Source organism: Gilliamella apicola, assembly GCF_003202915.1.
Taxonomy (GTDB): Bacteria; Pseudomonadota; Gammaproteobacteria; order Enterobacterales; family Orbaceae; genus Gilliamella; species Gilliamella apicola_Q.
In genome coordinates, this window is sequence record NZ_QGLP01000004.1 from 829,610 (window position 1) to 854,350 (window position 24,741).

The 24,741-nt window shown below is 36.1% G+C and carries 20 protein-coding genes; 13 read left to right on the forward strand and 7 right to left on the reverse strand.

The window, feature by feature from the left end:
- Positions 1-149 precede the first annotated feature (149 nt).
- The 5 genes from DKK79_RS05255 to DKK79_RS05275 are packed head-to-tail and all read right to left on the reverse strand — an operon-like array spanning position 150 to position 5,214.
- Positions 150-1,529: an FAD-binding oxidoreductase gene (locus DKK79_RS05255; RefSeq protein ID WP_110423140.1), complete on the reverse strand. Its 1,380-nt coding sequence runs from the start codon at positions 1,527-1,529 to the stop codon at positions 150-152.
- A gap of 13 nt (positions 1,530-1,542) precedes the next feature.
- Positions 1,543-2,214 carry a methionine ABC transporter permease gene (locus tag DKK79_RS05260; RefSeq protein ID WP_375537964.1) on the reverse strand — a complete coding sequence of 224 codons (672 nt, stop codon included), beginning with the start codon at positions 2,212-2,214 and terminating at the stop codon, positions 1,543-1,545.
- Positions 2,214-3,233 (reverse strand): methionine ABC transporter ATP-binding protein, encoded by a 1,020-nt coding sequence (locus DKK79_RS05265; RefSeq protein WP_110423141.1) that lies wholly within the window; start codon positions 3,231-3,233, stop codon positions 2,214-2,216. The genes DKK79_RS05260 and DKK79_RS05265 overlap by 1 nt, the downstream gene beginning before the upstream one ends.
- Before the next feature lie 2 nt (positions 3,234-3,235).
- Positions 3,236-4,054, reverse strand: a complete 819-nt coding sequence (locus tag DKK79_RS05270) for a MetQ/NlpA family ABC transporter substrate-binding protein (RefSeq protein ID WP_110423142.1) — start codon at positions 4,052-4,054, stop codon at positions 3,236-3,238.
- The gene (locus DKK79_RS05275; RefSeq protein WP_110423143.1) at positions 4,039-5,214 is read right to left on the reverse strand and encodes a pyridoxal phosphate-dependent aminotransferase; all 1,176 of its coding nucleotides are present in this window, start codon (positions 5,212-5,214) and stop codon (positions 4,039-4,041) included. The genes DKK79_RS05270 and DKK79_RS05275 overlap by 16 nt, the downstream gene beginning before the upstream one ends.
- Positions 5,215-6,149: 935 nt before the next feature.
- Between DKK79_RS05275 and DKK79_RS05280 the strand changes: the two genes are divergently transcribed.
- The 6 genes from DKK79_RS05280 to DKK79_RS05305 all read left to right on the forward strand — a co-directional run bounded on the left by DKK79_RS05280 (position 6,150) and on the right by DKK79_RS05305 (position 16,751).
- Positions 6,150-7,493, forward strand: a complete 1,344-nt coding sequence (locus tag DKK79_RS05280; protein WP_146211985.1) for a hypothetical protein — start codon at positions 6,150-6,152, stop codon at positions 7,491-7,493.
- A 795-nt stretch (positions 7,494-8,288) separates the two neighbouring features.
- Complete coding sequence (locus DKK79_RS05285) at positions 8,289-9,599, forward strand: hypothetical protein (protein ID WP_110423145.1); 1,311 nt, start codon at positions 8,289-8,291, stop codon at positions 9,597-9,599.
- A 665-nt stretch (positions 9,600-10,264) separates the two neighbouring features.
- Positions 10,265-11,752: a hypothetical protein gene (locus DKK79_RS05290; protein WP_110423146.1), complete on the forward strand. Its 1,488-nt coding sequence runs from the start codon at positions 10,265-10,267 to the stop codon at positions 11,750-11,752.
- Between the two features lie 842 nt (positions 11,753-12,594).
- Complete coding sequence (locus DKK79_RS05295) at positions 12,595-14,052, forward strand: hypothetical protein (protein WP_146211986.1); 1,458 nt, start codon at positions 12,595-12,597, stop codon at positions 14,050-14,052.
- A gap of 893 nt (positions 14,053-14,945) precedes the next feature.
- Positions 14,946-16,112, forward strand: a complete 1,167-nt coding sequence (locus tag DKK79_RS05300) for a hypothetical protein (RefSeq protein WP_146211987.1) — start codon at positions 14,946-14,948, stop codon at positions 16,110-16,112.
- A 312-nt stretch (positions 16,113-16,424) separates the two neighbouring features.
- Positions 16,425-16,751 (forward strand): Grx4 family monothiol glutaredoxin, encoded by a 327-nt coding sequence (locus DKK79_RS05305; RefSeq protein WP_110423312.1) that lies wholly within the window; start codon positions 16,425-16,427, stop codon positions 16,749-16,751.
- A 62-nt stretch (positions 16,752-16,813) separates the two neighbouring features.
- Here DKK79_RS05305 and rnt read toward each other — a convergent pair whose 3' ends face one another.
- On the reverse strand, positions 16,814-17,461 hold the full coding sequence (gene rnt / locus DKK79_RS05310; RefSeq protein ID WP_110423313.1) for a ribonuclease T: 648 nt from the start codon (positions 17,459-17,461) through the stop codon (positions 16,814-16,816).
- 106 nt (positions 17,462-17,567) lie between these two features.
- Complete coding sequence (locus DKK79_RS05315) at positions 17,568-18,332, reverse strand: tetratricopeptide repeat protein (protein WP_110423149.1); 765 nt, start codon at positions 18,330-18,332, stop codon at positions 17,568-17,570.
- 246 nt (positions 18,333-18,578) lie between these two features.
- On the opposite strand from DKK79_RS05315, the gene DKK79_RS05320 reads away from it, so the two are divergent.
- The 7 genes from DKK79_RS05320 to DKK79_RS05350 all read left to right on the forward strand — a co-directional run bounded on the left by DKK79_RS05320 (position 18,579) and on the right by DKK79_RS05350 (position 24,741).
- Positions 18,579-18,908 (forward strand): helix-turn-helix domain-containing protein, encoded by a 330-nt coding sequence (locus DKK79_RS05320; RefSeq protein ID WP_258363434.1) that lies wholly within the window; start codon positions 18,579-18,581, stop codon positions 18,906-18,908.
- A gap of 8 nt (positions 18,909-18,916) precedes the next feature.
- Positions 18,917-19,675: a Nif3-like dinuclear metal center hexameric protein gene (locus tag DKK79_RS05325; RefSeq protein ID WP_110423150.1), complete on the forward strand. Its 759-nt coding sequence runs from the start codon at positions 18,917-18,919 to the stop codon at positions 19,673-19,675.
- 96 nt (positions 19,676-19,771) lie between these two features.
- Positions 19,772-20,650, forward strand: a complete 879-nt coding sequence (dapA, locus tag DKK79_RS05330; RefSeq protein WP_110423151.1) for a 4-hydroxy-tetrahydrodipicolinate synthase — start codon at positions 19,772-19,774, stop codon at positions 20,648-20,650.
- Positions 20,651-20,685: 35 nt separating this feature from the next.
- Positions 20,686-21,381: an outer membrane protein assembly factor BamC gene (gene bamC, locus DKK79_RS05335; RefSeq protein WP_110423152.1), complete on the forward strand. Its 696-nt coding sequence runs from the start codon at positions 20,686-20,688 to the stop codon at positions 21,379-21,381.
- A gap of 256 nt (positions 21,382-21,637) precedes the next feature.
- On the forward strand, positions 21,638-22,348 hold the full coding sequence (gene purC / locus DKK79_RS05340; RefSeq protein ID WP_110423153.1) for a phosphoribosylaminoimidazolesuccinocarboxamide synthase: 711 nt from the start codon (positions 21,638-21,640) through the stop codon (positions 22,346-22,348).
- Positions 22,348-22,803: a DUF441 domain-containing protein gene (locus DKK79_RS05345; RefSeq protein ID WP_110423154.1), complete on the forward strand. Its 456-nt coding sequence runs from the start codon at positions 22,348-22,350 to the stop codon at positions 22,801-22,803. Before purC ends, DKK79_RS05345 begins: the two co-directional genes overlap by 1 nt.
- 3 nt (positions 22,804-22,806) lie before the next feature.
- A complete protein-coding gene (locus tag DKK79_RS05350; protein WP_110423155.1) occupies positions 22,807-24,741 on the forward strand; it encodes a GNAT family N-acetyltransferase in 1,935 nt (644 codons plus the stop codon).

Consider the following 24,741-nt stretch of genomic DNA (forward strand, 5'->3'; position numbering starts at 1 on the left):
GAGACAAATATCGAAGGATGCTTATATATAATCAGTTCTTAGCTCTGTTTATAGACTATTCTCACGATTAAAATCGTTATAATTCTAATTTACATCACCATCTCAAGCTTCATGATTGGGATAATGATGTTAATTAGATTAAATCATAGTTATATTAAATCATAGCTATACTTAATAATAGTTGTATAGACCTGATTGTTCAGCAAGTTTTTAGGATCAAACTGCTGTTTGATGGCTCGCATAAGTTGGCGATTTGTTTCGGGAATGGCGTCGTTGTAATAACTAACTTTTGCTGTACCAATACCATGTTCGGCTGAAGGTAAGCCACCAAGTTCCAAGCATTTTTGATACAGTAATTGATGGACTTGTTGCAGATCGTTTTGCCACTGGCATTCATCACGGTTATCACGCAAAATACACAGATGAATATTCCCATCACCCGCATGGCCAAAGGCTAACATGCGTACTTTTGTTTGTAGTTCGAGCTGTTTGGTGAAGTTAATAAAATCGGCAATACGACTTATTGGTACCACAATATCAATTGGATCTTGCTGGGTTACTGCTTCAACTGCACGAACTAATGATCCGCGAATCGTCCAAATTTGATTGGTTTGTTCACGATCTTCGGCAACAAAAAAGTCACAATCGCCTAAATTCGCTAATAATTGCTGGCGTTGTTGTTCAATGGTTTGCAGATCGGCACCATCAAGCATAATAATCAAATAAGCTTGGCTATTAGGTAGTGGAAATTGAAAACCCGAGTAGTGCTCCCCCCATTGTGCCACTTTACGCTCGACAAATTCTAACGCTGTTGGGGTTAGGGTATTTAATACGGTGGTAATATTGGCAATGGCTTGTTCAATCGTATTAAAACCGACAATAAACGTTTGCGATACTTTCGGTTTGGCTATCAGTTTTAGTGTACATTGAGTGATAATACCTAAAGTGCCTTCACTACCAATAAACAGATGTTTTAAGGCAAGTCCGGTATTGTCCTTAACATTTTTGCTGCCAATAGTTAACACTCTCCCATCAGCCATTACCACTTCTAGGGCTTGCACATAATCACGGGTCACACCATATTTTACTGCTCGCATTCCACCAGCATTGGTACTGATATTTCCGCCAACAGTAGCGGTTTTCGCGCCAGGATCGGGCGGATAAAATAGGTCATGTTGTTCGACAAACTGTTGCAGATCTTGCAGCAAAATACCAGGTTGTACGGTAACGGTAAAAGTTTGCTTATCTAGCTCAACAATATTAGTCATCAATGATAAATCAAGAATAATACCGCCATTAGGAATGGTAGATCCAACCAAGTTAGTCCCCGCGCCACGAGTAGTAATATTCAGATTGTTTGCATTTGCAAATTTAACCACCTCAACCACTTCGGCAGTGGTTTTGGGGTAGACTAAAATATCCGCCTGACCGTATTTTAGCTGTAAACCATCAGTCAGGTGTGATGGTGGGATGGCATTTTGTAAGACGACACGTTCGGGGTCTTTAATAATATCTGTTAGTTTGTTCATGTTGAATTACCGACTATTTATAGCTTTTATCAAAGTGGTTGGCTAACTTGTCACCAAGGTATTGAATCACCATTACAATAAAAATAAGAATAACAACGCATAAAATGAGCACTTCGGTCACATAACGTTGATAACCATAACTGATGGCTAAGTCACCAATGCCACCACCACCAACAACGCCTGCCATTGAGCTAAAGCTGATAAGTGAGATGGTGGTGACAGTTGCATGACGAATTAATTGTGCCATCGCCTCAGGAAACAAAATGCCAAATATAATTCGTATATGTGATGCTCCACTGGCTACCGCTGCCTCAATTACCCCTTTGTCAATTTGGCTAAAAGCGTTTTCCGCTAATCGGGCATAAAAGGCGATAGCCGCAATCGAAAGCGGTAAGATCACTGCTTTAGGACCAACTGCGGTATCGACCAATAATGCCCCTAAAGGCAGTACTGTCACCATTAATATTAAAAAGGGAATGGAACGAGTCGCGTTGACAATAAAATTAGCAATACTATTGATGATTTTATTTTTGAAGAAGAATTGATTCGACATTAAAAACAGCACTAAACCGATTAATGTACCAAATATTAAACCAGCTAATAATGACCAACTTACCATAATGAATGTCTCGTAAGCGGCTTTCCATAACATTTGCGCTATTTCGGCAATGGTGAGCTTTATCATTAATTTATTTCCTCAATAATGACTTCTTGATCAGCCAATTTAGTTATCAGATTTTCAATATTTGCTGGTTGACCAATAAGCTCAATCACTAAATTACCTAAAGCTTGGTTGTCGAAGTATTCAATAAAACCATGCAAAATATTAAATGCAACCTGCGTTTCAATAGCAGATTGATACAGTATTGGTTGGGTGGTGTTTTCGTTAATGTAACGTAAACGGACCAATTTGCCTTTAACGTTTTGTTTGATAATATCCGGTAAATGGGTGTTTTCATCAATATTGAGAAATTGTTGCGTGAACGGTTGTTTCGGACAGGCAAAAAGGTTGAAGGTGCTATTCATTTCGACAATTTCACCTTGCGACATCACTGCAACCCGATGACAGATTTTTTTAACCACATCAATTTCATGGGTAATTAGCACAATGGTTAATCCAAATTCTTGATTAAGCTGCTTTAGTAGATCAAGTATTGCGCTAGTAGTGGTGGGATCTAATGCACTGGTTGCTTCGTCACACAATAGAATTTTTGCGTCATTAGCTAGCGCTCTGGCAATGCCGACTCGCTGCTTTTGCCCACCACTGAGTTCGGCAGGATAGGCATTAGCTTTATCACTTAATCCGACTAAAGCAAGCAATTCGTTGACTCTGTTTTTAACAGCATCGCCTTTTTTACCGGCAGCTTTAAGCACAAAGGCAATATTTTCATAGACAGTTTTCGATGATGCCAAATTGAAGTTTTGAAAAATCATGCCAACATGAAACCGAAACGCCTGTAATTCACGACCGCGTAAGGTTTGAATATCAACACCATTGATAATCACTTGTCCGCAAGAAGGTTCAGCAAGTCGATTCAGTGTTCTTACTAACGTACTTTTACCTGCACCGCTTGAGCCAATAATACCGAATATCTCGCCTTGATTCACATCAAATGAGACCTTTTTAACTGCTTCAACTACTTGCTCTTTGGCTGTAAATTTTACCGAAACATTTTTTACTTGAATTAACGGATTAGTTTGCATAATTAAAATAACTGATAATCAGGTTTTTGGAAGGTATAGAAAATACCATTTTTATCATTAATCACTTGATCAAATTCAGGTGATTGCAGCACCTCAATAATGTCTTTACCTAAGCTATCTTTTGATTCAGCACGAATGGCAATAACATTTTTATGATCCTTATCTAATACTTCATGATAAAGCGCTTTAGAAAGATCTAAACCAGCACCTATGGCATAATTACCGTTAACGACTGATAATGCAACATTATCTAAAGAGCGTGGTGTTTGTGGTGCTTCAATTGGCACTATCTCTAACCCATAAGGATTTTCAATAATATCTTTAGGTGTTAAGTTATTTTTATCTACATTTGCATCAAGTTTAATTAGTCCCGCAGCTTCCAAAATACGTAAAGCACGAGCTTCGTTGGTTACATCGCTAGAGATGGTCACTTGATCGCCTTGTTTTAATTGTGAAAAGTCAGTAATTTTGTTTGAATAAATACCGGCGCCAGCAGTCGGAACAAAGCCAATCGCAATAATGTCTAAATTGCGAGCTTGTTTGAAGTTATTAAGATAAGTCAAATGTTGAAACAAATTAACGTCGATATCTTTATTAGCTAGCGCTAAATTTGGTTGAACATAATCGCTAAATTCACGAATTTCAATGTGGTAGCCTTTCTTCTCTAAACCTGGGGCGATAGCTTGTTTAAACATATCACCATAAGGACCAGCGGCAACGCCAACAGTAATTTGATTCTCTTTTTTAGCACTGTCACAACCAGTTAATACCAACAGTGAAGTTAAAATGGCTAAACTTGCCACAATTAATTTTTTAAACATGATAATTTTTCCTTGAGTTTGGAGAGTCTTTCTAAAGCTACAATTAGCGTCGGTTCTTGTTTAGCAAAATGGAAGCGAATATAACGATATTCGGGATGTTTAAAAAAGGCCGACCCCGGCACTGCCGCTACGCCGACTTCTTTAATTAACCATTCACAAAATTCAAAATCAGTCTTAAATGGATTTAACGCCGAAATATCCACTAAAACATAATAAGCCCCTTGTGGCTCATAATAAGCAAGCCCCAAGTCATCTAATCCTTTTAAAAATAGACGACGTTTAGCGGTATAGGTTTCAGTTAATTGTTGATAATAGTCATCCCCTAATGCTAACCCGGCACAAGCCGCTTTTTGCAATGGCGCAGCTGCACCAACGGTTAGAAAGTCGTGGATCATCTTACAACCATCAATAATTCTTTTATCAGCAATAATATAACCAAGTCGCCAACCAGTGATCGAATAGGTTTTAGACAACGAGCTACAGCAAATAGTGCGCTCTTGCATGTTGGCAAAGTTGGCTAAGTAAAGATGTTGATGTGGAGCATAAACCATATGTTCGTAAACTTCATCGGTAATAATATAGGCATCAAATTCAATCGCTAATTGGCTAATATATTCAAGCTCACTCTTAGTGAACACCTTGCCACAAGGATTGCTAGGATTACATAGAATTAGCGCCTTTGCCCCTTGCTCAAACGCTTCACGAAGTTGTTGCTTATCAAATTCAAAGGTAGGTGGAATGAGTGGCACATAGATTGGCGTCGCATCTGACAAAATAGCATCAGCGCCGTAATTTTCATAAAACGGTGAAAAAATGATAACTTTATCTTTCGGATTACAAACCGTCATCACCGCGCACATCATCGCCTCGGTACTACCGCATGTTACCAACACATTCTCATCGGGATTGATATCAATCTGCATTAATTTTTGTTGCTTTTTAGCTAACAAACGCCGAAACTCAGCCGAGCCCCAAGTGATTTCATACTGATGAGGGCCGTAATCAGCAGCTTGTTTTAACGCATCGATTAACGGTTTAGGTGGATCAAAATCGGGAAATCCTTGTGACAAATTGATAGCTTGATATTGGTTAGCGATCCGAGTCATCCGACGGATAACCGAATCTGAAAAGTGATCGAGTCGATTGGCTAGTTTATGCATTGTTTTTTATATATTAAAATTATGAGGTCGAAAATTATAATATAAAATCTTTATTAAACCGTTAAATAATATATTTATATATCGTTATACTTTTTTCTTATAACTCAGTTAAGTTAAAAGTTAGATATGGTACATCTACACTTTTTCATAGAATAAAATTAAATGGAAACGGTTTATTTAATGCCAGCAATGTTAAATAACCTAATAATAAAAGTTATAATATTACAAACCGATAAGCCTATTTTGCCACTTTTATCTAATTTAAATTAAAGGTAATAACATCAGCATTCATGTCCACGATAAAATATGACATCAACTTATACTCTACAACTCATTCAGGGAAGGGAGAGCTTATTAATAAAATCTTTCTATCTATTATCTAAAAATCATTGGTATAGGTTCATTTTCTGGTTATTCGTTTTTATCCTATTTGGTTTTTTGGGATCAGTTTATTTTTATAACTTATAGAATAGGTTGTTTAGTTTATTTAACTCATTATTTTTTCTGAAGGAAATCTTGATAATGGTAAAGAGAATTCTGTTTATAAAAAGGTTAGTTATTCCCATCCTTTTGTCAGTTCTTTACGAAAGTTAACAAATAAAAATAAAAAAATGTTGCATAGTATTTTTTCAGTCACTATACTTTTTTAACCCTTTAATGCCAACGGTTGAAATTTAAATAACAAGTATAAAGTCTAAATAAATCAAAAAATTACTTGACAGGGCTGTCGAAATGCATTACAATTTTAAACACACAACACACAACACACAACATGGACAACCTATAATTTAAATTTGTTAAAGTTAAGCTCGCAATTTTTATTTTTTGCTCCAATCAAATTTTTATCGAAATTTCATGGAATTCCGCGAAATTCATTGGCATTCAGGCATCATTCCTTTTTATCTCAGCAGATCTTTTTAGGGTTTTCATTGTGCTTGTTATTAATAACTTCCTATTCAAGCCTTGCTTTAACTTCTAAAACTACGAATATAATTAATGGCAATTCGCCATATTTAACTTTTGACAATGGTCGCACCCGAATAACAAATACTGACGGTTTGCTTGGGATATCCCTTTCGAATGGTGATAAATATACGCCCACAAGCAATAATTCAAGTTTAGTCAATCCTATCGTTTTACCTAATGCCGGTCAGAGCTTTGCGGATATTGCTATGTTAGTGCCAACAAATACAGATTCTGTCGCATTAAGTTCACTTATTGACACACCTTATAATTATTGGGGTGACGACGATGGCGATGGTCAAGGGGGGAATGGTATTACCGCTACGGGTAGTTTAAGCTTATCCATTGTTGATAAAAATAATCAAGCTGTTACTCGTAATGAAGTACTGGCTATCTGTAATGCGCCTTATAAATTAACCTTATTAAATACTGAAGGGATATTAAAAACACGTTATGGGGTACCTAATGAAAGTCGTTTTACGGCAGGTAATGTCAGTTATTATATTAATCCTAAGGAATCGCCTTCGGTCTGCTTTGCTAGACCAATTTTAATTAATGGAAGTGATTATTATGCCGGTCCGGGTTCTATGTGGAATCCTGATAAGGGGTTTCTTCCGCAGTCGGTTATACCTTCATCTTACGATCTAAATTTTCCGACTACGGGTGCTAATAATTTGTATTTTGATTTAGAAATAGGTGGTATTAATCAGGCCTTATCTTGGGCACCTGTTTCTCACGGTGGTATTATGGCAACTATGACCAATTCAACTAATTCCAGCGTTCGAGTTACCTTAACCGGCCCAGTAGCGAAGCCATTGCAATGGCCAGCAGATAATCCAGGTGAAATCGACAGACCATCTTTACCTCAGGTATTTGAATTAGTTGGTCGTGATAGTCATGGTAATGCCATCGTCAAATATGGATTTGAGTTAAAACAGTGGTTCGTTAATCGTGGTCATCAGGAATTTGATTATCCTAATATATCATCTTGGTGTGCTAATATTAAATACCGCATGCCTAATGTTAAGGATCTAACTAATACGTCTTGTCAAGGAGCGAATTCAGGTTATTGGTGTGAAGGTGTAGTTGGTGCAACACCTTCATCACCTAATAATTATTACCAGCGTCGCATTGGTGGGGGATTCTTTGCAGAGTGGGGATCCGTGTCTTATTACGACTCTGCTGAATTCAATTATTATGCTTATTGGACGAGTGATGTGCAAAGTACGAGTAATCACCAGTTTGTAGTTAGCTCGAACCGTGGTAATGCAGCTCGCTATACATCCAGCGACCATGGGATTTGTGTTTATCCTTAATTAATTCTTAATGCTTAATATTAAGGCAGACGCAGTATGAACTTGAAAAATTGCGTCAGTTCACTAAAGAATAATTACCTTGCAAAAACGGAGTAGTTGATGAAGTGGGCGACTAAACAGGTTTCGTGACGTTAATGTAAATTATCAGCTCTAAGTGGATTAATTTATTTTTGAGGAATAGTTTTTTGTAAATATTTTTAATCCATAAATATCCGCGGATGGTATTGACTACTTGATGATTTTACAAAAATATTATTTGTTTATAAAACGAAAATAAATGTATTTAACGTCAATTGTTTATTGTTGGTTATTTGAAATAGTTGTTGTATTAAGGATACCGTTTTAAAGAAACCGTTACCACTTAATTTATTTTCATGAAAAGTTTTAATCCATAAATTGTTTATTATGTTCTTTACGAAAGTTAACAATTAAAAATAAAAAAATGTTGCATGGTGTTTTTTCACTCACTATACTTTTGGTACCGTTTAATGTAAACGGGTAAAACCTAAATGATGAGTATAAAAACAAATAAATCAACATATTACTTGACTGGATTGTCAAAATGCATTATAATTTTACACACGCAACACGCAACACGCAACATGGATAACCTATAATTTAATTTCGTTAAAGTTAAGTTCCTACCGTTTATTTTTTACCGAGTCTTGTTTTTTATCGAAATTGCGCGAAATTCCGGTGATTTCATCGCGATCCCTGTGTCGTTCCTCTTTTTTCTGCCAGTTCCTTTTAACGTTCGGCTTATTACTAATAGCTTCCTATTCTTGTTGCGCCTTGATGTCTAAAACTACGAATATAATTAATGGCAACGCTCCATATTTAACCTTCGATGGTGGTCAAATCCGGGTGACTAATACCGAAGCGCTACTTGGAATATCCCTTTCTGATGGTAGCGCATTCACTCCCGCAACTAATAATTCAAATAAAAATCCTATCGTGTTACCTGTTGTCGGTCAGAGTTTTTTGGATATTGGTATGTTAGTGCCAACTAATACCGATTCTATTGCATTAAGTTCACTTATTGGCCCTCCCTATAATTATTGGGGTGATGATGATGGTGATGGTCAAGGAGTTGATGGTATTACTGCTACTGGTAGTTTAAACTTATCCATTGTTGATAGAAATAATCAGCCCGTATCACGCAATACCGTGCTAACAATTTGTAATGCCCCTTATAAATTAACTCTATCTAATAGTGAAGGTTCATTAAAAACACGTTATGGTGTACCTAACGAAAGTCCTTTTAGTGCAAGTAATGTCACTTATTATATTAATCCAAAGGCAACGCCAGTAATTTGTTTTGCAAAACCTGTCGTCAGATACGGTACAGATGATTATGCTGGTCCTGCTAACATATGGGACCCTGATAAGGGGTTTCTTCCTCAGTCAGTTATGCCGTCGTCTTATGGTTTAAACTTTCCGACTACGGGGGCGCATGATTTATATTTTGATTTAGATATAGGTGGAAATAATCAGGACTTATATTGGGAGCCCGTTTCGCATGGTGGTATTACGGCGACGATGACATCTCCAACCCAAACTAGTGTTCGTGTCACTTTAACTGGTCCGGCTGTTACTGACGCTTCGCAATGGAATTCAGATAATCCAACTCGTATCGGTAGGCTATCTTTGCCACAGGTATTTGAGTTAGTTGGTCGTGATAGTCCTGATGGCCGAGGTAATGTCATCGTCAAGTATGGTTTTGTATTAAAGCAGTGGTTCGTCAACCGTGGTACTAGTTTTTACTCTAATTCAAGTACAACATCGTGGTGTACAAAAATTGGTGATTATCGGCTGCCTAAGGTAAAGGATTTAACTAACGCGACTTGTCAGGAAGAATATGGCGCTTGTAAAAATGCTGTTGGTGCTACACCATCGTCACCTGATAATCATTACCAGCGTCGAATTGGCGCCGGGTTCTTCACAGAGTGGGGGGACATGAGGCGTTACACGGGTGCCAACTTCCATAACTATCATTATTGGACGAGTGATGTATCGTATAATGATTACATGTTCACCGTTGCTGGGTCAGATGCTTGGATGTCACACAATAATTCGACCGAAAGCGGGCTTTGCACCTATCCTTAGGACTTAGTTCTTAGCTCTGGGGTTGTAGAGTTAGGTATATGAAAAAAGCGATTTAGTGGTGCGATATTAGCAAAGTGCTGACAACTGAGTAAGGTTAGCATGGCAAACAGGGAAGTTTGACAAGGCTGTAGTTTGTCAGGAACAAATCACAACCGATGCGTTAAGAGCGAACGAAGACAGAAGGTAGCCACATCGTAATCACTTGCATGGTTGCTGAGGGTATTGGTAAAGATGGTTCGCGCAAATCCTCTTTACTCGGTTGTAAACGTTATATAGAAATAGCCACAAAACCGCTAAAACTAACAAGCATTTGAAATTAAATAAACTAAAATACGAGGAGCGGTTTTTTGAACTTAAAATGCTCAATGATTAAAATGTTCTTAATTGATAAAAATAGCAAAAAATAGTAAAACAACTCAAAATAGAGCTAAAAATTGAGGGGCCAAATTTTTAATTTGTTGGTGTTTTTATCGTTAACACTTTGGTTTTGAATTATAATTTTTCATTGAACTTTACAAAAGTTAACAATTAAACAGTCAAAATAAGTTGCATCGTTTTTTTCAATCACTATACTTTTATAACATATTTATATGAATGGATAATTTCATACCAAGTTAGTTTAAAATCGTCAATTAATCATTAAGTTAATTGACAGGAATGTCAATATGTATTGTAGTCACCCCCCTTCAATCTGCCAAACTTATAATTTAAATTCGTTAAAGTTAAGCTTAGATAGTTTATTAACTTACTACCATTTATTTTTTCAGCAAACACGACAAAATTTTTCAAAATTTGTTGGTTTAGTTTTTTTATCTCAGCAGATTGTTTTCGCGTTAACCGTGGTTGTTTTACTTTCTATTTCTTTTTCTAATCATGCATTAACCGTTAAGACGACCAATATTATTCATGGTTCAGCACCTTATTTAACTTTCGACGGTGGTCAAACCCGGGTGACTAATACCGAAGCGCTATTCGGGATATCCCTTTCTGATGGTAGAACATTCACGCCCGCAACCCCTAATTTAAATAACAATCCTATTGAGTTACCTGTTGCCGGTCAGAGTTTTCTGGATATTGGTATGTTAGTGCCAACGAATACAGATTCTATTGCATTAAGTTCACTTATTGGCCCTCCCTATAATTATTGGGGGGATGATGATGGCGATGGTCAGGGGATTAATGGTATAACTGTTACTGGTAGTTTAAGCTTATCCATTGTTGATAAAAATAATCAGACTGTATCACGTAATACCGTGCTAACAATTTGTAATGCCCCTTATAAATTAACCTTATCTAATAGTGAAGGTACACTAAAAACCCGTTATGGTGTACCAAATGAAAGTCATTTTAGCGCAAGTAATATCAGTTATTATATTAATCCTAAGGCAGCACCAAAGATTTGTTTTGTTAAACCCTACTCGAGTACCAGTTGGGGTATTTATGCTGGTTCTGATTGGTATGCCGGAAAGGGTTTTTTGCCTCAGTCATTTGTTTCATCAAATTATGGTTTAAACTTTCCGACTACAGGTGCTAATAATTTATCTTTCGATTTAGATTTAGGCGGTGTTGTTCAACCTTTAACTTGGAAAGAAGTTTCACCTAATGGTGATATTAAGGCGACGATATCCAATTCAACAAATACTAGCGTTCGAGTCACCCTGACAGGTCCTTCTACTGATGAAACTCAATGGGGTTCAAGTAATCCGAGCAATATAGTTAAGCCATCTTTACCTCAGGTATTTGAGTTAGTTGGCCTTGACAATAATAATAACGAAGTCCTCAAGTATGGTTTTGTTTTAAAACAGTGGTTCGTCAGTCGAGGTAACAAATCATACGAGTATGTTGATGCAACATCGTGGTGTACAAAAATTGGGGATTATCGGCTGCCTAATGTAAAAGACTTAACTAACGCGAGTTTTGATGGTGCTGTTGGTGGTACACCTGCATCATCAGGTAATTATTTTCAACGTAGTATTGGTGCAGGGTTCATCCCCGAGTGGGGTGTAATAAGTATTTACCCTGGTACTAACTTCAATGAGACTTACAATTGGACGGCTGATAAATCCAGTTATTCTAGCATTTATATAGTTACGTACGAAGGATCGGTGAATTGGAGTACTTTTCCCACTGGCGTAATTTGCGTTTATCCTTAACCCTTATTTTTTAGATCTTAAGCTTTGGTCTGGTTGGGAACAAGCAAAAGTAAAGTTAGGATTCTCCTAGCGAAGGCAATGGTGTTGACGAAATGGGTGATAAATAGCGATTTTATGACATTAACGCAAATCAGCCATCCGTTCTAATTGGGCGGATTTATATATTTGAGGATGGTGTTTTTTACAGTAAACGTATATAAGTAACAGAGGAAATTTATCATTCTAGAGATTAAATTATTAAAACTTCATCGAAACTGAAGAATTAAATAAAGCAACTTAAAGTTGAAGAATACACTGTTTATAGTTCTAAAACTGACCAAAAACCCAACCCAAAAACCAAGATTTTTTTATATACGCATAAAAACAACTATTTTTCACTAAAATAAAACTTTTTATTGTTGAATCCTTTAAGTTTGTAAGAAGAGGTAAAGCGCTTATTCCTCAGTTACAATAAACATTAGAGGTTGTCATTTTAGATAATTAAATGATCATCTTTACGAAAGTTAACAATTAATCGATGAAAATAGATTGCGGAGGTTTTCTTCGATCTTTATACTATCGCGGAACTTTAAAGGTAATTATCGGCTATATTTTAGTCTATTAGAATTATAAAATATAAATTAAACAGAATGTTAATTGACAGAGAGCATCAAAATGGTTTATAATTTTAAACACCCAACACCCAACACCCAACATGGCCAACCTATAATTTAAATTCGTTAAAATTAAGTTCCCAACTTTTATTTCTCGTCAAAAATAATTTTTTATCTAAATTGCGCAGAATTACTAGGGTTTTATCGAAATCCTTATATCGATTCTTTCTGGGGATAATGTTTAGTTGTTTGATAATAACTGCCTATTCTAGCCATGCATTAACGTCTAAAACTACGAATGTAATTAATGGTAGTGCACCATATTTAACTTTTGACGATGGTCGTACGCCAGTAATAAATGCCGATGGTCTACTTGAAATCTCCCTTTCTAATGGGGATAAATATACCCCTGCAACCAATACTTCAAGTCAAACAAATCCTATCGTTTTACCTAATTTTGGTCAGAGTTTTGCTGATATTGGTATGGTGATACCAGCTGACTCGGATTCAGTTGAATTGAATTCTCTTATTAGCGCACCTTATAATTATTGGCGTGATGATGATGGTGATGGTCAAGGCCTTAATGGTATAACAGCCACCGGTAGTTTAAGTTTGTCTATTGTTGATAAAAATAATCAAATTATATCACGTAATACCGTTCCAACGATTTGTAATGCACCTTATAGAGTTAAATTAACTAATACAGAAGGTAAATTAGAAACGAGTTATGGTGTTCCTAAAAGTATTGATTTTGCCGCAAGTAATGTGACTTATTATATTAATCCTAAGCCAACACCTTCAATCTGTTTTGCGAGACCAAATTTAGAGTTAGGTAAAGGCCCCTATGCTGGTTTGCCTAACGAAAATGAATGGGATCCTAATAATGGCTTTTTCATACAGTCAACATATAATAAAAACTTCCCGACTACTGGCGCTAATAATTTATATTTTGATTTGATTATTGCTGGTAATGATAAGGCCTTAATTTGGGAAAATGTTTCTCATGATGGAATTACTGCTACTATGAACAATTCAACAAAAAACAGTGTTCGTGTCACCCTAACTGGACCTTCTGCGACTTATTCACAAATAAGAGATCCGGAGCCAGGTGTTATCATCAAGAAGCCATCTTTACCTAAGGTATTTGAGTTAATTGGTCGTGACAGTAATAATAGAGAAGTCGTCAAGTATGGTTTTAATTTGCAGCGGTGGTTCGTTTATCGAGGAGATAAGAAACGAAGTGCGGAAGATGATCAACTTATGTCTGACCTAGCTGATGAGGATAATAATCCTAATCCTGTACCTGGAGTTGCATTTGCTCTTGCACAAAAATCATGGTGTGAAAAAGTAGGATATAAACTTTCAGATATTACGGATTTAACTAACGCGTATTGCTCGGATACAATCGGTTCAACTAATGATGGTAGTTGCCGAGCCCAATCTGGTATTAAACCTCTCTCATTAGGTAATAATTACCACCGTAAAATCGGCGGGGGTCTTTTAGCTGAATGGGGAATAATATCGAAATATGATGAAAGTATTGATCCAAATGCAGGCTATTGGACGAGGAGAATAGTTGAATATAACAATATAACCTATGGTTTTCTTGTAGGCCATCAAGGTGGCGGCATTTATGGATATGCTCCTAACATTTTCCTAAGAACGGCATTTTGCGTAACAGATCATGCACCTATTCCTACTGACTAAAAAACTAAATGAGTTAAGTATTATAATTAATTCATAAATTCAATATCCGAATGCTGGATTACGGCGATGTTGTAGAACAATTTAATTATCTACCCCAACAGGGGGGTATTATTGAGGTGCGATGTTTGTGCTAACAAACCAGCTAAGGAAAGGGATTTTTGTACTTTATAATTCTCCTCGAAATTATCAAAGTCAGTCACTAAATTATCAAAATAGTTAATAATTAAACTAAGGTGCGTTTTTTTAATTATAAATTTTATCATTAAGAGTGACTATTTGTGGCGAGAATACAGGCGTTATTTTTTTGTTTAGCCTCAGTATATTATGTTTCGATATGCGGTTAATTCAATGATCTTTTTTACAAAAATAGATAATAAAAAGATTAAAAATGTTGCGGGGATATTTTTTGGTCTTTATACTATTTTAACCTTTTAAAGGAATTGAACGGCTACAATTTAGCCCGTCAGAGTTATAAAATGCAAATTAAACATAAAGTTAATTGACAGGAACGTCGGAATGATTTATAATTCTAAACACACAACACACAACACACAACCTGTCTAACCTATATTATAAAGTTAGCTAATTCAGGTGACCAATGTTTAAAATTCTCCTATAGTCCGTTTTTTCATCGATTTTTAAATATCCCTTATACTTTATCTTTATTTTCAAGGATTTATTTAGCTGTAGCACCACTGCTATTCCTATCGTTTTCAATTAGTTGCCAAGCTTTATCGGCTTATACAACGAATATTATTCAAGGAAATGCACCTTATTTCACCTTCGATGGCGGTTAAACTCGAGTTAATAATACCAACTATTTATTAAGTATCAGTTTATCTGATGGAAGAAAATATACAGCCAATAATAATTCGTCAATCAAACCAATAATTTTGCCAAATCTGGGTGAAACATTAGCTAATGTTAATATGTATATTCCGATTGATAATGATTCGATCGCATTAAATTCAGTGATAGGTTCGCCATATAATTTTGGGGGAGATGATGATGGTGATGGTCATGACCTTCTGGGTATTTCAGCAACCGGTAATTTAAGTTTAACTATCACTGATAAGGATAACCAAACAGTATTGCGTAATGCAGCTTTGGATATCTGTAGAGCACCATATAAACTAGCATTAATTAGTACCAGTGGTGAATTAACAACTCAATATGGTATTCCTAATCGGAGTCTTTTTACGGGTAGTCATGCAACGTATTACATTAATCCTAAGATAGAACCAAAAATTTGTTTTGTCAGACCACAATTAGCTTATGGTTCAAATACCGAAATTAGTGGTATTGATTTTCGTGGGCCATCTTCAATGTGGAACATTAATAAAGGTTTTATTCCTCAGTCTACAACATTATCATCTTATGCTATGAATTTTCCTACCGCAGGAATGAATAAATTGTATTTTGAGTTGGATATAGGTGGGGCTAGACCTTTAAGATGGGATAAGGTTGAACATGAAGGTATCAACGCTGAGATAACACCTGATTCTACGGGTTCACGAGTTACCGTGACATTAACGGGACCAGCCGCTAAAGATTCACAATTTAACTCAAATACACCAGGACGAGTTGCCAAACCTGTACTACCACAAACGTTTGAGTTAGTAGGTAGAGATAGCAACGGGAATGTGGTGGTTAAATATGGTTTTCAATTAAAACAGTGGTATGTTAATCGTGGTGATCATAACTATTACACTTATGATAGTACCTTATCCTGGTGTAACAATATAGGCTACCGGCTTCCTCATGTTAAAGATTTAACTAATTCGATTTGTGCTGGACCATGGAGCAGCCCTTCTTGTCAGAGTTCGGTTGGCGCTACTCCACCGTCAAACGGTAATAATTATCAACGTATAATCGCTGCAGGATTCTTCGCCGAGTGGGGTTATATGGACTATTATAATGGTAATCAACAAGACAATCATAACTACTGGACGATTGATCCTTCAAATATGGGAGGGTATTTTTCCGTTCACTCAAATAATGGTCATATCAATTCGCATTCCAGCGATATACTACTCCGAGGTCTTTGTACTGTACCTTAGTTTTGGTCAAAAAAGAACTATAGAAATAAACACTAATAATTAGTTAAACAACAGTAACAATATGAAAAACTGATGTGACCGTTGATTTGAGATGGTTAATATTTAAGAAAAGGTTTTAGCGTTAAAAATTTGAACAATTCGTTTTTTTAGCTATCATTTTGTTAAAATTAGTCCTCAATAAAAAAATGCCCATTAAGTTATATTTATCTATTAGAGTGAAAGTTGAAATCTATATAACTTGCAATAGTTCTACGCTAAAATAGCGTCTTTATTTTTATCGTATATTAAGGAATCAACCTAATGACAACTGAATTGACAACGCTTGATAAGATTAAACGGCAAATTGCTGAAAATCCAATTCTACTGTATATGAAAGGGTCGCCAAAATTACCAAGTTGTGGTTTTTCTGCTCAAGCGGTGCAGGTGTTATCGCAATGTGGTGTGCCGTTTGCGTATGTTGATATTTTACAAAATCCGGATATTCGTGCTGAATTGCCAAAATTTGCTAATTGGCCAACCTTTCCACAACTTTGGGTTGAAGGCGAGTTGATTGGTGGTTGTGATATTATGCTTGAGATGTTCCAAGCTGGTGAATTACAAACATTAATTAAAGAGACAGCTGAAAAGCATAAATCATAATTGATGATGCAAAAAAAGAGAGCATTCAAGCTCTCTTTTTTATTTCTTGATATGGAATCTTACTATTCTTCATTTTCCGACTCATCAACCGCTAATGGCCAACCTCCTAATCGTCTAAAACGATTCACGATTTCACAAAATAGAATCGCGGTTTTTTCGGTGTCATATAAAGCGCTATGAGCTTGTTTATGATCAAAGGGAATTTGTGCTGCTTCACAGGCTTTGGCAAGAACGGTTTGACCAAATACTAATCCACAAAGTGAAGCTGTATCAAAAGTGGCAAAAGGGTGAAAAGGATTACGTTTAATCCCCGCTCGCTCTGATGCAGCCATTAAAAAACGGTGATCGAAATGGGCATTATGGGCAACAATCACCGCTCGGGTACACTCATTTTCTTTAATGCTGGTTCTAACCACTTTGAATATTGCTTCTAATGCAACTTTTTCATCAACGGCATCACGTAAAGGGTTATCAGGGTCAATGCCGTTAAAGGCTAAAGCGGTTGGTTCTAAAATGGCGTTTTCAAAAGGATTGACGTTAAATTGTAAGGTTTGATCCGGCAATAAAAAACCATCCTCATCCATTTTTAAAGTGATGGCGGCAATTTCTAAAATTGCATTTTGCTGGGGATCGAAGCCCGAAGTTTCAATATCAATAACGACTGGATAAAATCCACGAAAACGTTCACATAATTTAGCGTTCGGCACAATAGTTGTCTTATTTTTACGAAAATTAATGATATTATGCCAGTTTTTAGCTATTTCGACTAGAATCAATTTAAAACATTAAACATAGATTAAATCCGTTATCAATAAATTATTGACGATCAATTGAACTCAATTTTTGTCGTGATTGATTAATCTCTCTAATCCATTGATTGTTAAGTTTTTTAGCATGTTTAGGTAAATGCTTTAAGCGGTGATCGATAATTTGTAAAACTTGATTTGCTTTATTAATCTCATTCCAATCAATCAGTGTTTGCAAATAGTAAGAGATAGCTTCAAAGCTTGGATAGTAATCAATAAGTGCTTCAAACTCCTCTTTGGCTTGCTCGATTTGATTGAGCGAAACCAGAATTTTAGTGTAAAGTAGATGACCTTCATCCGAATAGTAGTTGGGGTTGGTTTCGCGAAGGTAGTCGAGTGTTTCTTTGGCTTTGTTGAATTGTTTATCTTGATATAAAGCGTTAGCAAATTGCAACAAGATGTCTGGTGCGGTTTTATAAATGCCGGATAATGCTTGTTGATAAAAGGCTAGGGCCTCATTAGCACGATTGTTGTCGACCAGCGCTTTCGCTAAGCGAATCTGGGCATCGACGGTTGGTGACAAGTCATATTTATTCTGCGCTTCGCGTAGTTCACGTTGTGGATCGATAGCCTTTCGTAACAATGATTCAATTTCATAACCAGTGCGGGTTGCCCGAATATCAGGTAAGTAGCAAACAACGAAATAAGCAAGACACCCAACAATTGGGAACATAAATAAAAGGTATATCCAATAACGATCCTGATTGTTTTTTATCGCATGAATCGCAAAAAATACCGCAAAAAGCGTACTTAAACCAATTCCAAAAATAGGCACAATAATTCTCTTTTTTAATCAATGTTACTGTTTAAAGATGCGACAATTTATCATTTAATTCGGTTAAAATAAATCTTAAATTGTAAGTAAGTTAATTCTCGAAGTTTGATTAATCATAATATATTATTCGCATCGCTGAATAATAGTTGAGGTTATACGTCAATGAGGTACAATGATCTGATTCTTGAGAAGCTCATATTTACCAAATACGTTAGATGACACTCTTAATATAGAAGGAATTTAACTATGACGCAAAATAGAAAACTCCAGGAAAATGGTATTTGTACTGATGAAAAACTCGGCAAACGTCTAAGTGTTTTAGTGGATAAGATGTTAACTGGTCAAAATGGTAAAACCGCTAGAGTTAAATTAACCTCCGCCGCCGAAGCTAGACAAAAAACAGGTATGAGCCAATCAGAGTTTGCCAACTTACTCGGTATATCTAAAAAAACGCTACAAGGCTGGGAACAGGGAAGGCGTGAACCTCAGGGACCAGCAAAAGTATTGATTAAAATTGCAAATACTCATCCTGAAGTACTTCGGGAAATCAATAAAACTGATACTCAATTCGCATAGAGGCTATTATGCATCAATTAGAACTTCAACAGATTATCAATAACGAATTACAAGTGTCGCGATATCGTGACTATGCGCCTAATGGTTTACAAGTTCAAGGTCGACCGGAAATTAAGAAAATTGTTACTGGGGTAACGGCTTGTCAATTGTTGTTAGATAAAGCGGTCGAGCTTAGTGCTGATGCGGTTTTGGTTCATCATGGTTATTTTTGGAAGAACGAGCCTGAAACTATCACTGGTATTAAATATAATCGAATGAAGACGTTACTCAGTCACGATATTAATTTATATAGTTACCATCTTCCGTTAGATGGTCATCCAGTATTGGGCAATAATGTGTTACTTGGGAACATGTTTGATATTACGGTTGATGCGCGTGAGGATATTACCGATCTACTTTTTAAAGGGACGCTCAATAGTCCTTTAACTGCGCTTGAATTTAAACAACAACTTGAACAAAAACTCCATAATGGCCGTAGTTCCGTTTTATTTTGTGGAGATAATGCACCAGAGGTGATTAATCGAGTGGCATGGTGTAGTGGCGGTGGGCAAGATTTTATTGAATCAGCCGCTCAACAAGGTGTGGATGCTTTTTTTACCGGTGAAGTATCTGAACGTACAATTCATATTGCACGAGAATATGGCATTAATTTTTATGCCGCCGGTCATCATGCAACTGAACGCTATGGCATTAAAAGATTAGGTGAATGGTTAGCTAACCACTATGACTTACAAATTATTTTTGTGGATATTGATAATCCTGCATAACAAAAGTTGAATTTAAATAAGAAATATCGCATACTTATTCGCAGTTTTTTTAATCTTTAAGTTGTTATTACAATCAAAAATATGAGAGGTCACTTTATGTTTACAGGAAGTTTGGTCGCACTTGTTACTCCAATGGATTCGAAAGGAAATGTCGACCATGTAAGCTTAAAAAAATTGGTCGAATATCATATTGCAAACGGCACTTCTGCCATTGTATCTGTGGGAACTACTGGCGAATCAGCAACGCTCGATCATAATGAACATATTGATGTTATTAAGCGCACTATCGATTATGCAGAAGGTCGAATCGATATTATTGCTGGTACCGGTTCAAATGCCACCAAAGAGGCAATTGAATTGACGCGTCAAGTTGAAAATATTGGTGTGGTTGGCTGTTTAACCGTAGCGCCTTATTATAATAAACCAACTCAGGAAGGTTTATACCAACATTTCAAAGCTATTGCCGAAAGCTCACCGTTACCACAAATTATTTATAATGTTCCTGGTCGTACATGTAGTGACATTAAACCTGAAACGGTAGGACGATTAGCTAAAATTAAAAATATTATTGCACTAAAAGATGCAACAGGTGATTTATCTCGTGTTTATAAGACACGTAAATTAGTTGGCGATGACTTTAAGTTATTAAGTGGAGATGATGCAACTTTCTTGGACTTTATTATTTTAGGTGGTGACGGTGTTATTTCGGTCACAGCTAATGTAGCGGCAAAACAAGTCGCAACCGTTTGTGAATTGGCGTTTAATAACCAAATCCAACAAGCAAGAAATTTGAACGATTCTCTAATGGCACTACATACCCATTTATTTATAGAACCTAATCCAACGCCAGCTAAATGGGCGTGTACTCGCTTAGGTTTAATGGCTAATGGTACTATCCGTTTACCGCTAGTGCAATTAAGTGACGCATCTATCCCAGTGGTTGAGCAAGCATTGAAAGATGCTAAATTACTTTAATATTGACTATAACCTTAATTAAAAAGCAGAAATCTATGTTGAATAAAACTGAATTGAAAAGCAAAACCTTAAAGAAAATAGCTGTTTTATCGGTTATTACTTCTATGTTTCTTGTTGGATGTAGTAACGATCAACGTTATAAACGCGAGGTTGATAGCAATGAGGATTATCTCAATGCACCCGCTTTAAAATCGTTAATTATTCCTGAAGGCGTTTCCGTACCACAAGAGGTGGGTGAATATTATGTTATTAATAATAATGTTGAAGGTGCCGTTGGTAAACAGCTAGATATTCGTCCTCCCGTTTTAACTATTTCTACTATACCAGATGCTTTTGTACTTTATAAAAATGGTACGGTCACCTTTAATGTGCCAGTCAGTTATGGTATTTGGAATAATATTCCGAATACTTTAAACAAACAGAACATTTTGGTGAGTTCGAGCGATAGTACAACCATTAAAATCAATGATGCGATTATTACTCGTAAAGATGAACAACAACCAGTCAATGCCTCTTTTGTCGTGACACGCCAAATGCATGGCAATGCTGAAACTATCACTATTGTGTTAAGTGCATTAACTCGTGGTGGTGAAAATCTTATGTCACAACCAATTGAGGTCCAGCGTTATGTGGTTGGATTATTTAATCACATAATGAATGATGTCGCTCCTGAATCGCTATGGACAGTGCCGGTTAAAGACAGTACAGATGAAAATAAAAAAAATGATTAATGATTAAATCCATATCGATATAAAATAAAACCTTAAAGGTAGAATCAGTAAATGTCGGTAGGTTAATGATTGAATAATTTTTCATTTAAACGAATTAAAACGCAGCTGTTATCTAGTCTATTTTAACCTAATAGCGGATTAATTTTAGGTATCTTAGCTTAAGATTGAAATAGCAAGGTAACAAAACTAGATTTGAAATTAAGGGGGCGTATAGCTCCTTAATTATTTATTGGTAAATTGATATAAGGTTATAAACATGAAAAAGTTGGCTGAGCTTTATCGTGGTAAAGCAAAAACTGTTTACACCACTGACAATCCTGATCTATTGATTCTGGAGTTTCGTAATGATACCTCGGCGTTTGATGGACTGCGCATTGAACAATTAGATCGCAAAGGAATGGTAAATAATAAATTTAACTATTTTATTATGACTAAGTTGCGTGAAGCAGGCATTCCCACCCAAGTTGAGGCCTTATTGTCAGACAATGAAGTATTAGTAAAAAAACTTGAAATGGTGCCGGTTGAATGTGTAGTGCGTAACCGTGCTGCGGGCTCATTAGTTAAACGTTTGGGAGTTGAAGAAGGTAAAATACTCAATCCAGCGACATTTGAACTTTTTTTAAAAAATGATGCTTTGCATGACCCAATGGTTAATGAATCACATTGTAAAGCCTTTGGCTGGGCAACTGATGAACAGTTAGCTACCATGAAGGCACTAAGCTTTAAAATCAATAGCGTTTTAACCGAACTATTTGATAAAGCCGGATTAATTCTAGTTGATTATAAATTAGAGTTCGGTCTATTTAAGGGGGAAATCACCTTAGGTGATGAGTTTTCACCGGATGGATGCCGTTTATGGGAAAAACAAACCCTGAAAAAAATGGATAAAGATCGCTTCCGCCAAGGTCTAGGTGGTGTGATTGAGGCTTACGAAGAGGTTGCCAAACGTATTGGTGTTCCGCTTTAATGTTTGCCCAATTTGATATATCTTTCTTTGTTTTATTAGGTTTAGCTGCACTGTGTTATATCACGCATAATAACACAGTGACTTTTGCCGTTTTGTTACTGTTGTTATTTAAATTAACGCCACTAGCAAGCTATTTTCCGTTCTTAAATCAATATGGATTAACCATTGGTATTGTTATCTTAACGGCGGCAATGATGGTGCCATTGGCTGATGGTTCATTAAATATTACTGATATTTTAAAATCATTCACTACTTGGCAATCATTGCTAGCTATTTTAGTTGGGATTTTAGTTTCTTGGCTTGGGACACGCGGTGTATCATTAATTGGCGCTCATCCAACCATAATAAATGGCTTAATTATTGGTACGTTGATTGGTGTGGCTTTTTTCAAAGGGATACCGGTCGGTCCGTTGATTGCAGCGGGGATTTTATCGCTATTGATTGGAAAAAGTTAATTAATGACAAATAACACCAGAAAACTTTGGGTATTAAATGGTTCACATACCCATTTATTTCATCAAATTAGTCCAATCATTCAACAGCACCCGGGAGATTGGCTTGCGATTACGAAACAAGTCAATTTGCCCGTAGCAATTAGAAATCACATTCAACCCAATCAAACTAAATCATTACTTGGACAAGAATTTAAGCATGCTATCTTTGACGCTACCGAAAGCTTTAATCTAGAAGCTTTTGCGATGTTAGTGGGAACTTTAGTTAAAGGTAGTGTGCTAATATTATTTTTACCCAGTGATTTTACTCATTGGGTTGACCAAGATAGTTTGCGTTGGAATGAATCCGCTATGCCGATTGCTGTGCCCAATTTTGTCTGTCATCTGCAACAAACTTTTTCAGAATTTGCTACAGAAAAACCACCAATGTTTACCTCATTGAATGATACGCAAAGCGATTTAACTCAACAGCAGGGGGTCTTGACCCAACTATTACAAAGCGATAATCGTTTAAATTTAATTGTTGCCAAACGTGGGCGAGGTAAATCAGCTTTAGCAGGTCAGTTTACTCATCATCATGATTGCTGGGTTACTGCACCAAATAAAAATGCGTTAACAACTTTTTATCGCTTTGCTAAACCAAGCTCGCCGTTTTATGCTCCTGATCAATTAATCACAATGGACGATTATGCATTTCCTCAATGGTTAATTATTGATGAAGCGGCAATGATTCCATTGCCAATGTTAGAGCAACTATTACAAATAGCATTAACTAAACAAACTAAAATTTTGTTAACCACTACAGTCGAAGGTTATGAAGGAACAGGCCAAGGTTTTTTATTAAAATTATTGGACAACTATATCGTGAAGCGATTTTATCTGAGTTCACCTATTCGCTGGCAAGAGAATGATCAGCTTGAGCAACTATGTGATAAATTAGTACTTAATGGTATAATTGATGAAAATATAAAATCGCAAACTAATGGGCACAATATTAGTTATTCTCTTATTGAAAAAAAAGATATAGACACACTTAAATCAGTCTATTATTTATTAAAAATAGCACATTATCAAACAACCTTAGTGGATTTAAGACGATTATTTGATGCAGAGAACTTATTGGTTTGGCAAGCAAAAAGGGCTGAGCAACTAGTTGCTGCGGCTGTTACCATTGATGAAGGTAGTTTGTCAGAAGAATTAATTGATGCTGTATGGAAAGGATTACGCCGACCTAAAGGTAATCTTGTTGCACAATCATTAGTTGCACATGCAGGTGACAAATTAGCGGCTAAATTAAAATCGGTTAGAATTAATCGTATTGCTGTAATTGAACCTTATCGACGCCAACAAATTGCAAAAAATTTAGTAGCGCAGATCTATCAACAAGCAAAGAGACAGAATAATGATTTTGTCTCAGTAAGTTTTGCTTACAATGAAGCAAATTATCAATTTTGGCGTATTTGTGGTTTTACCTTAGTACATATTGCTAGCCATAAACAAGCCAGTTCAGGTAGCCATTCTGTGATAATGATAAAGCCTATTTCCCAGCAAGGTCATGAACTATCTCAACGTTTAGCGCAAAATTTAATGAGAAATGGTTATTGGCTTAATGTTATTATTGATTTACCGATTAGTGAGTTAGTAACCGTTGATGAGCAGCAAGCATTAACACCGCAAGATTACCAAGACTTACAAGGATTTTGTCATTACCATCGACCATTTGAAGCATCGTACCCTTCACTTTGTCGTTTACTGAAACATAACGAAAATAATAGTAAAATACCAATGCCATTATTAGCTGCATTATTGCAAAACAAAAATAGTGAACGGTCATTGATTAAACAATATCAATTAACAGGTAGAAATGAACTACAGCTAGCCATTAAACAAGAGGTAAAAATGTGGCTTAAAAATTATCAAACAGTATGCCAAATTGATTGA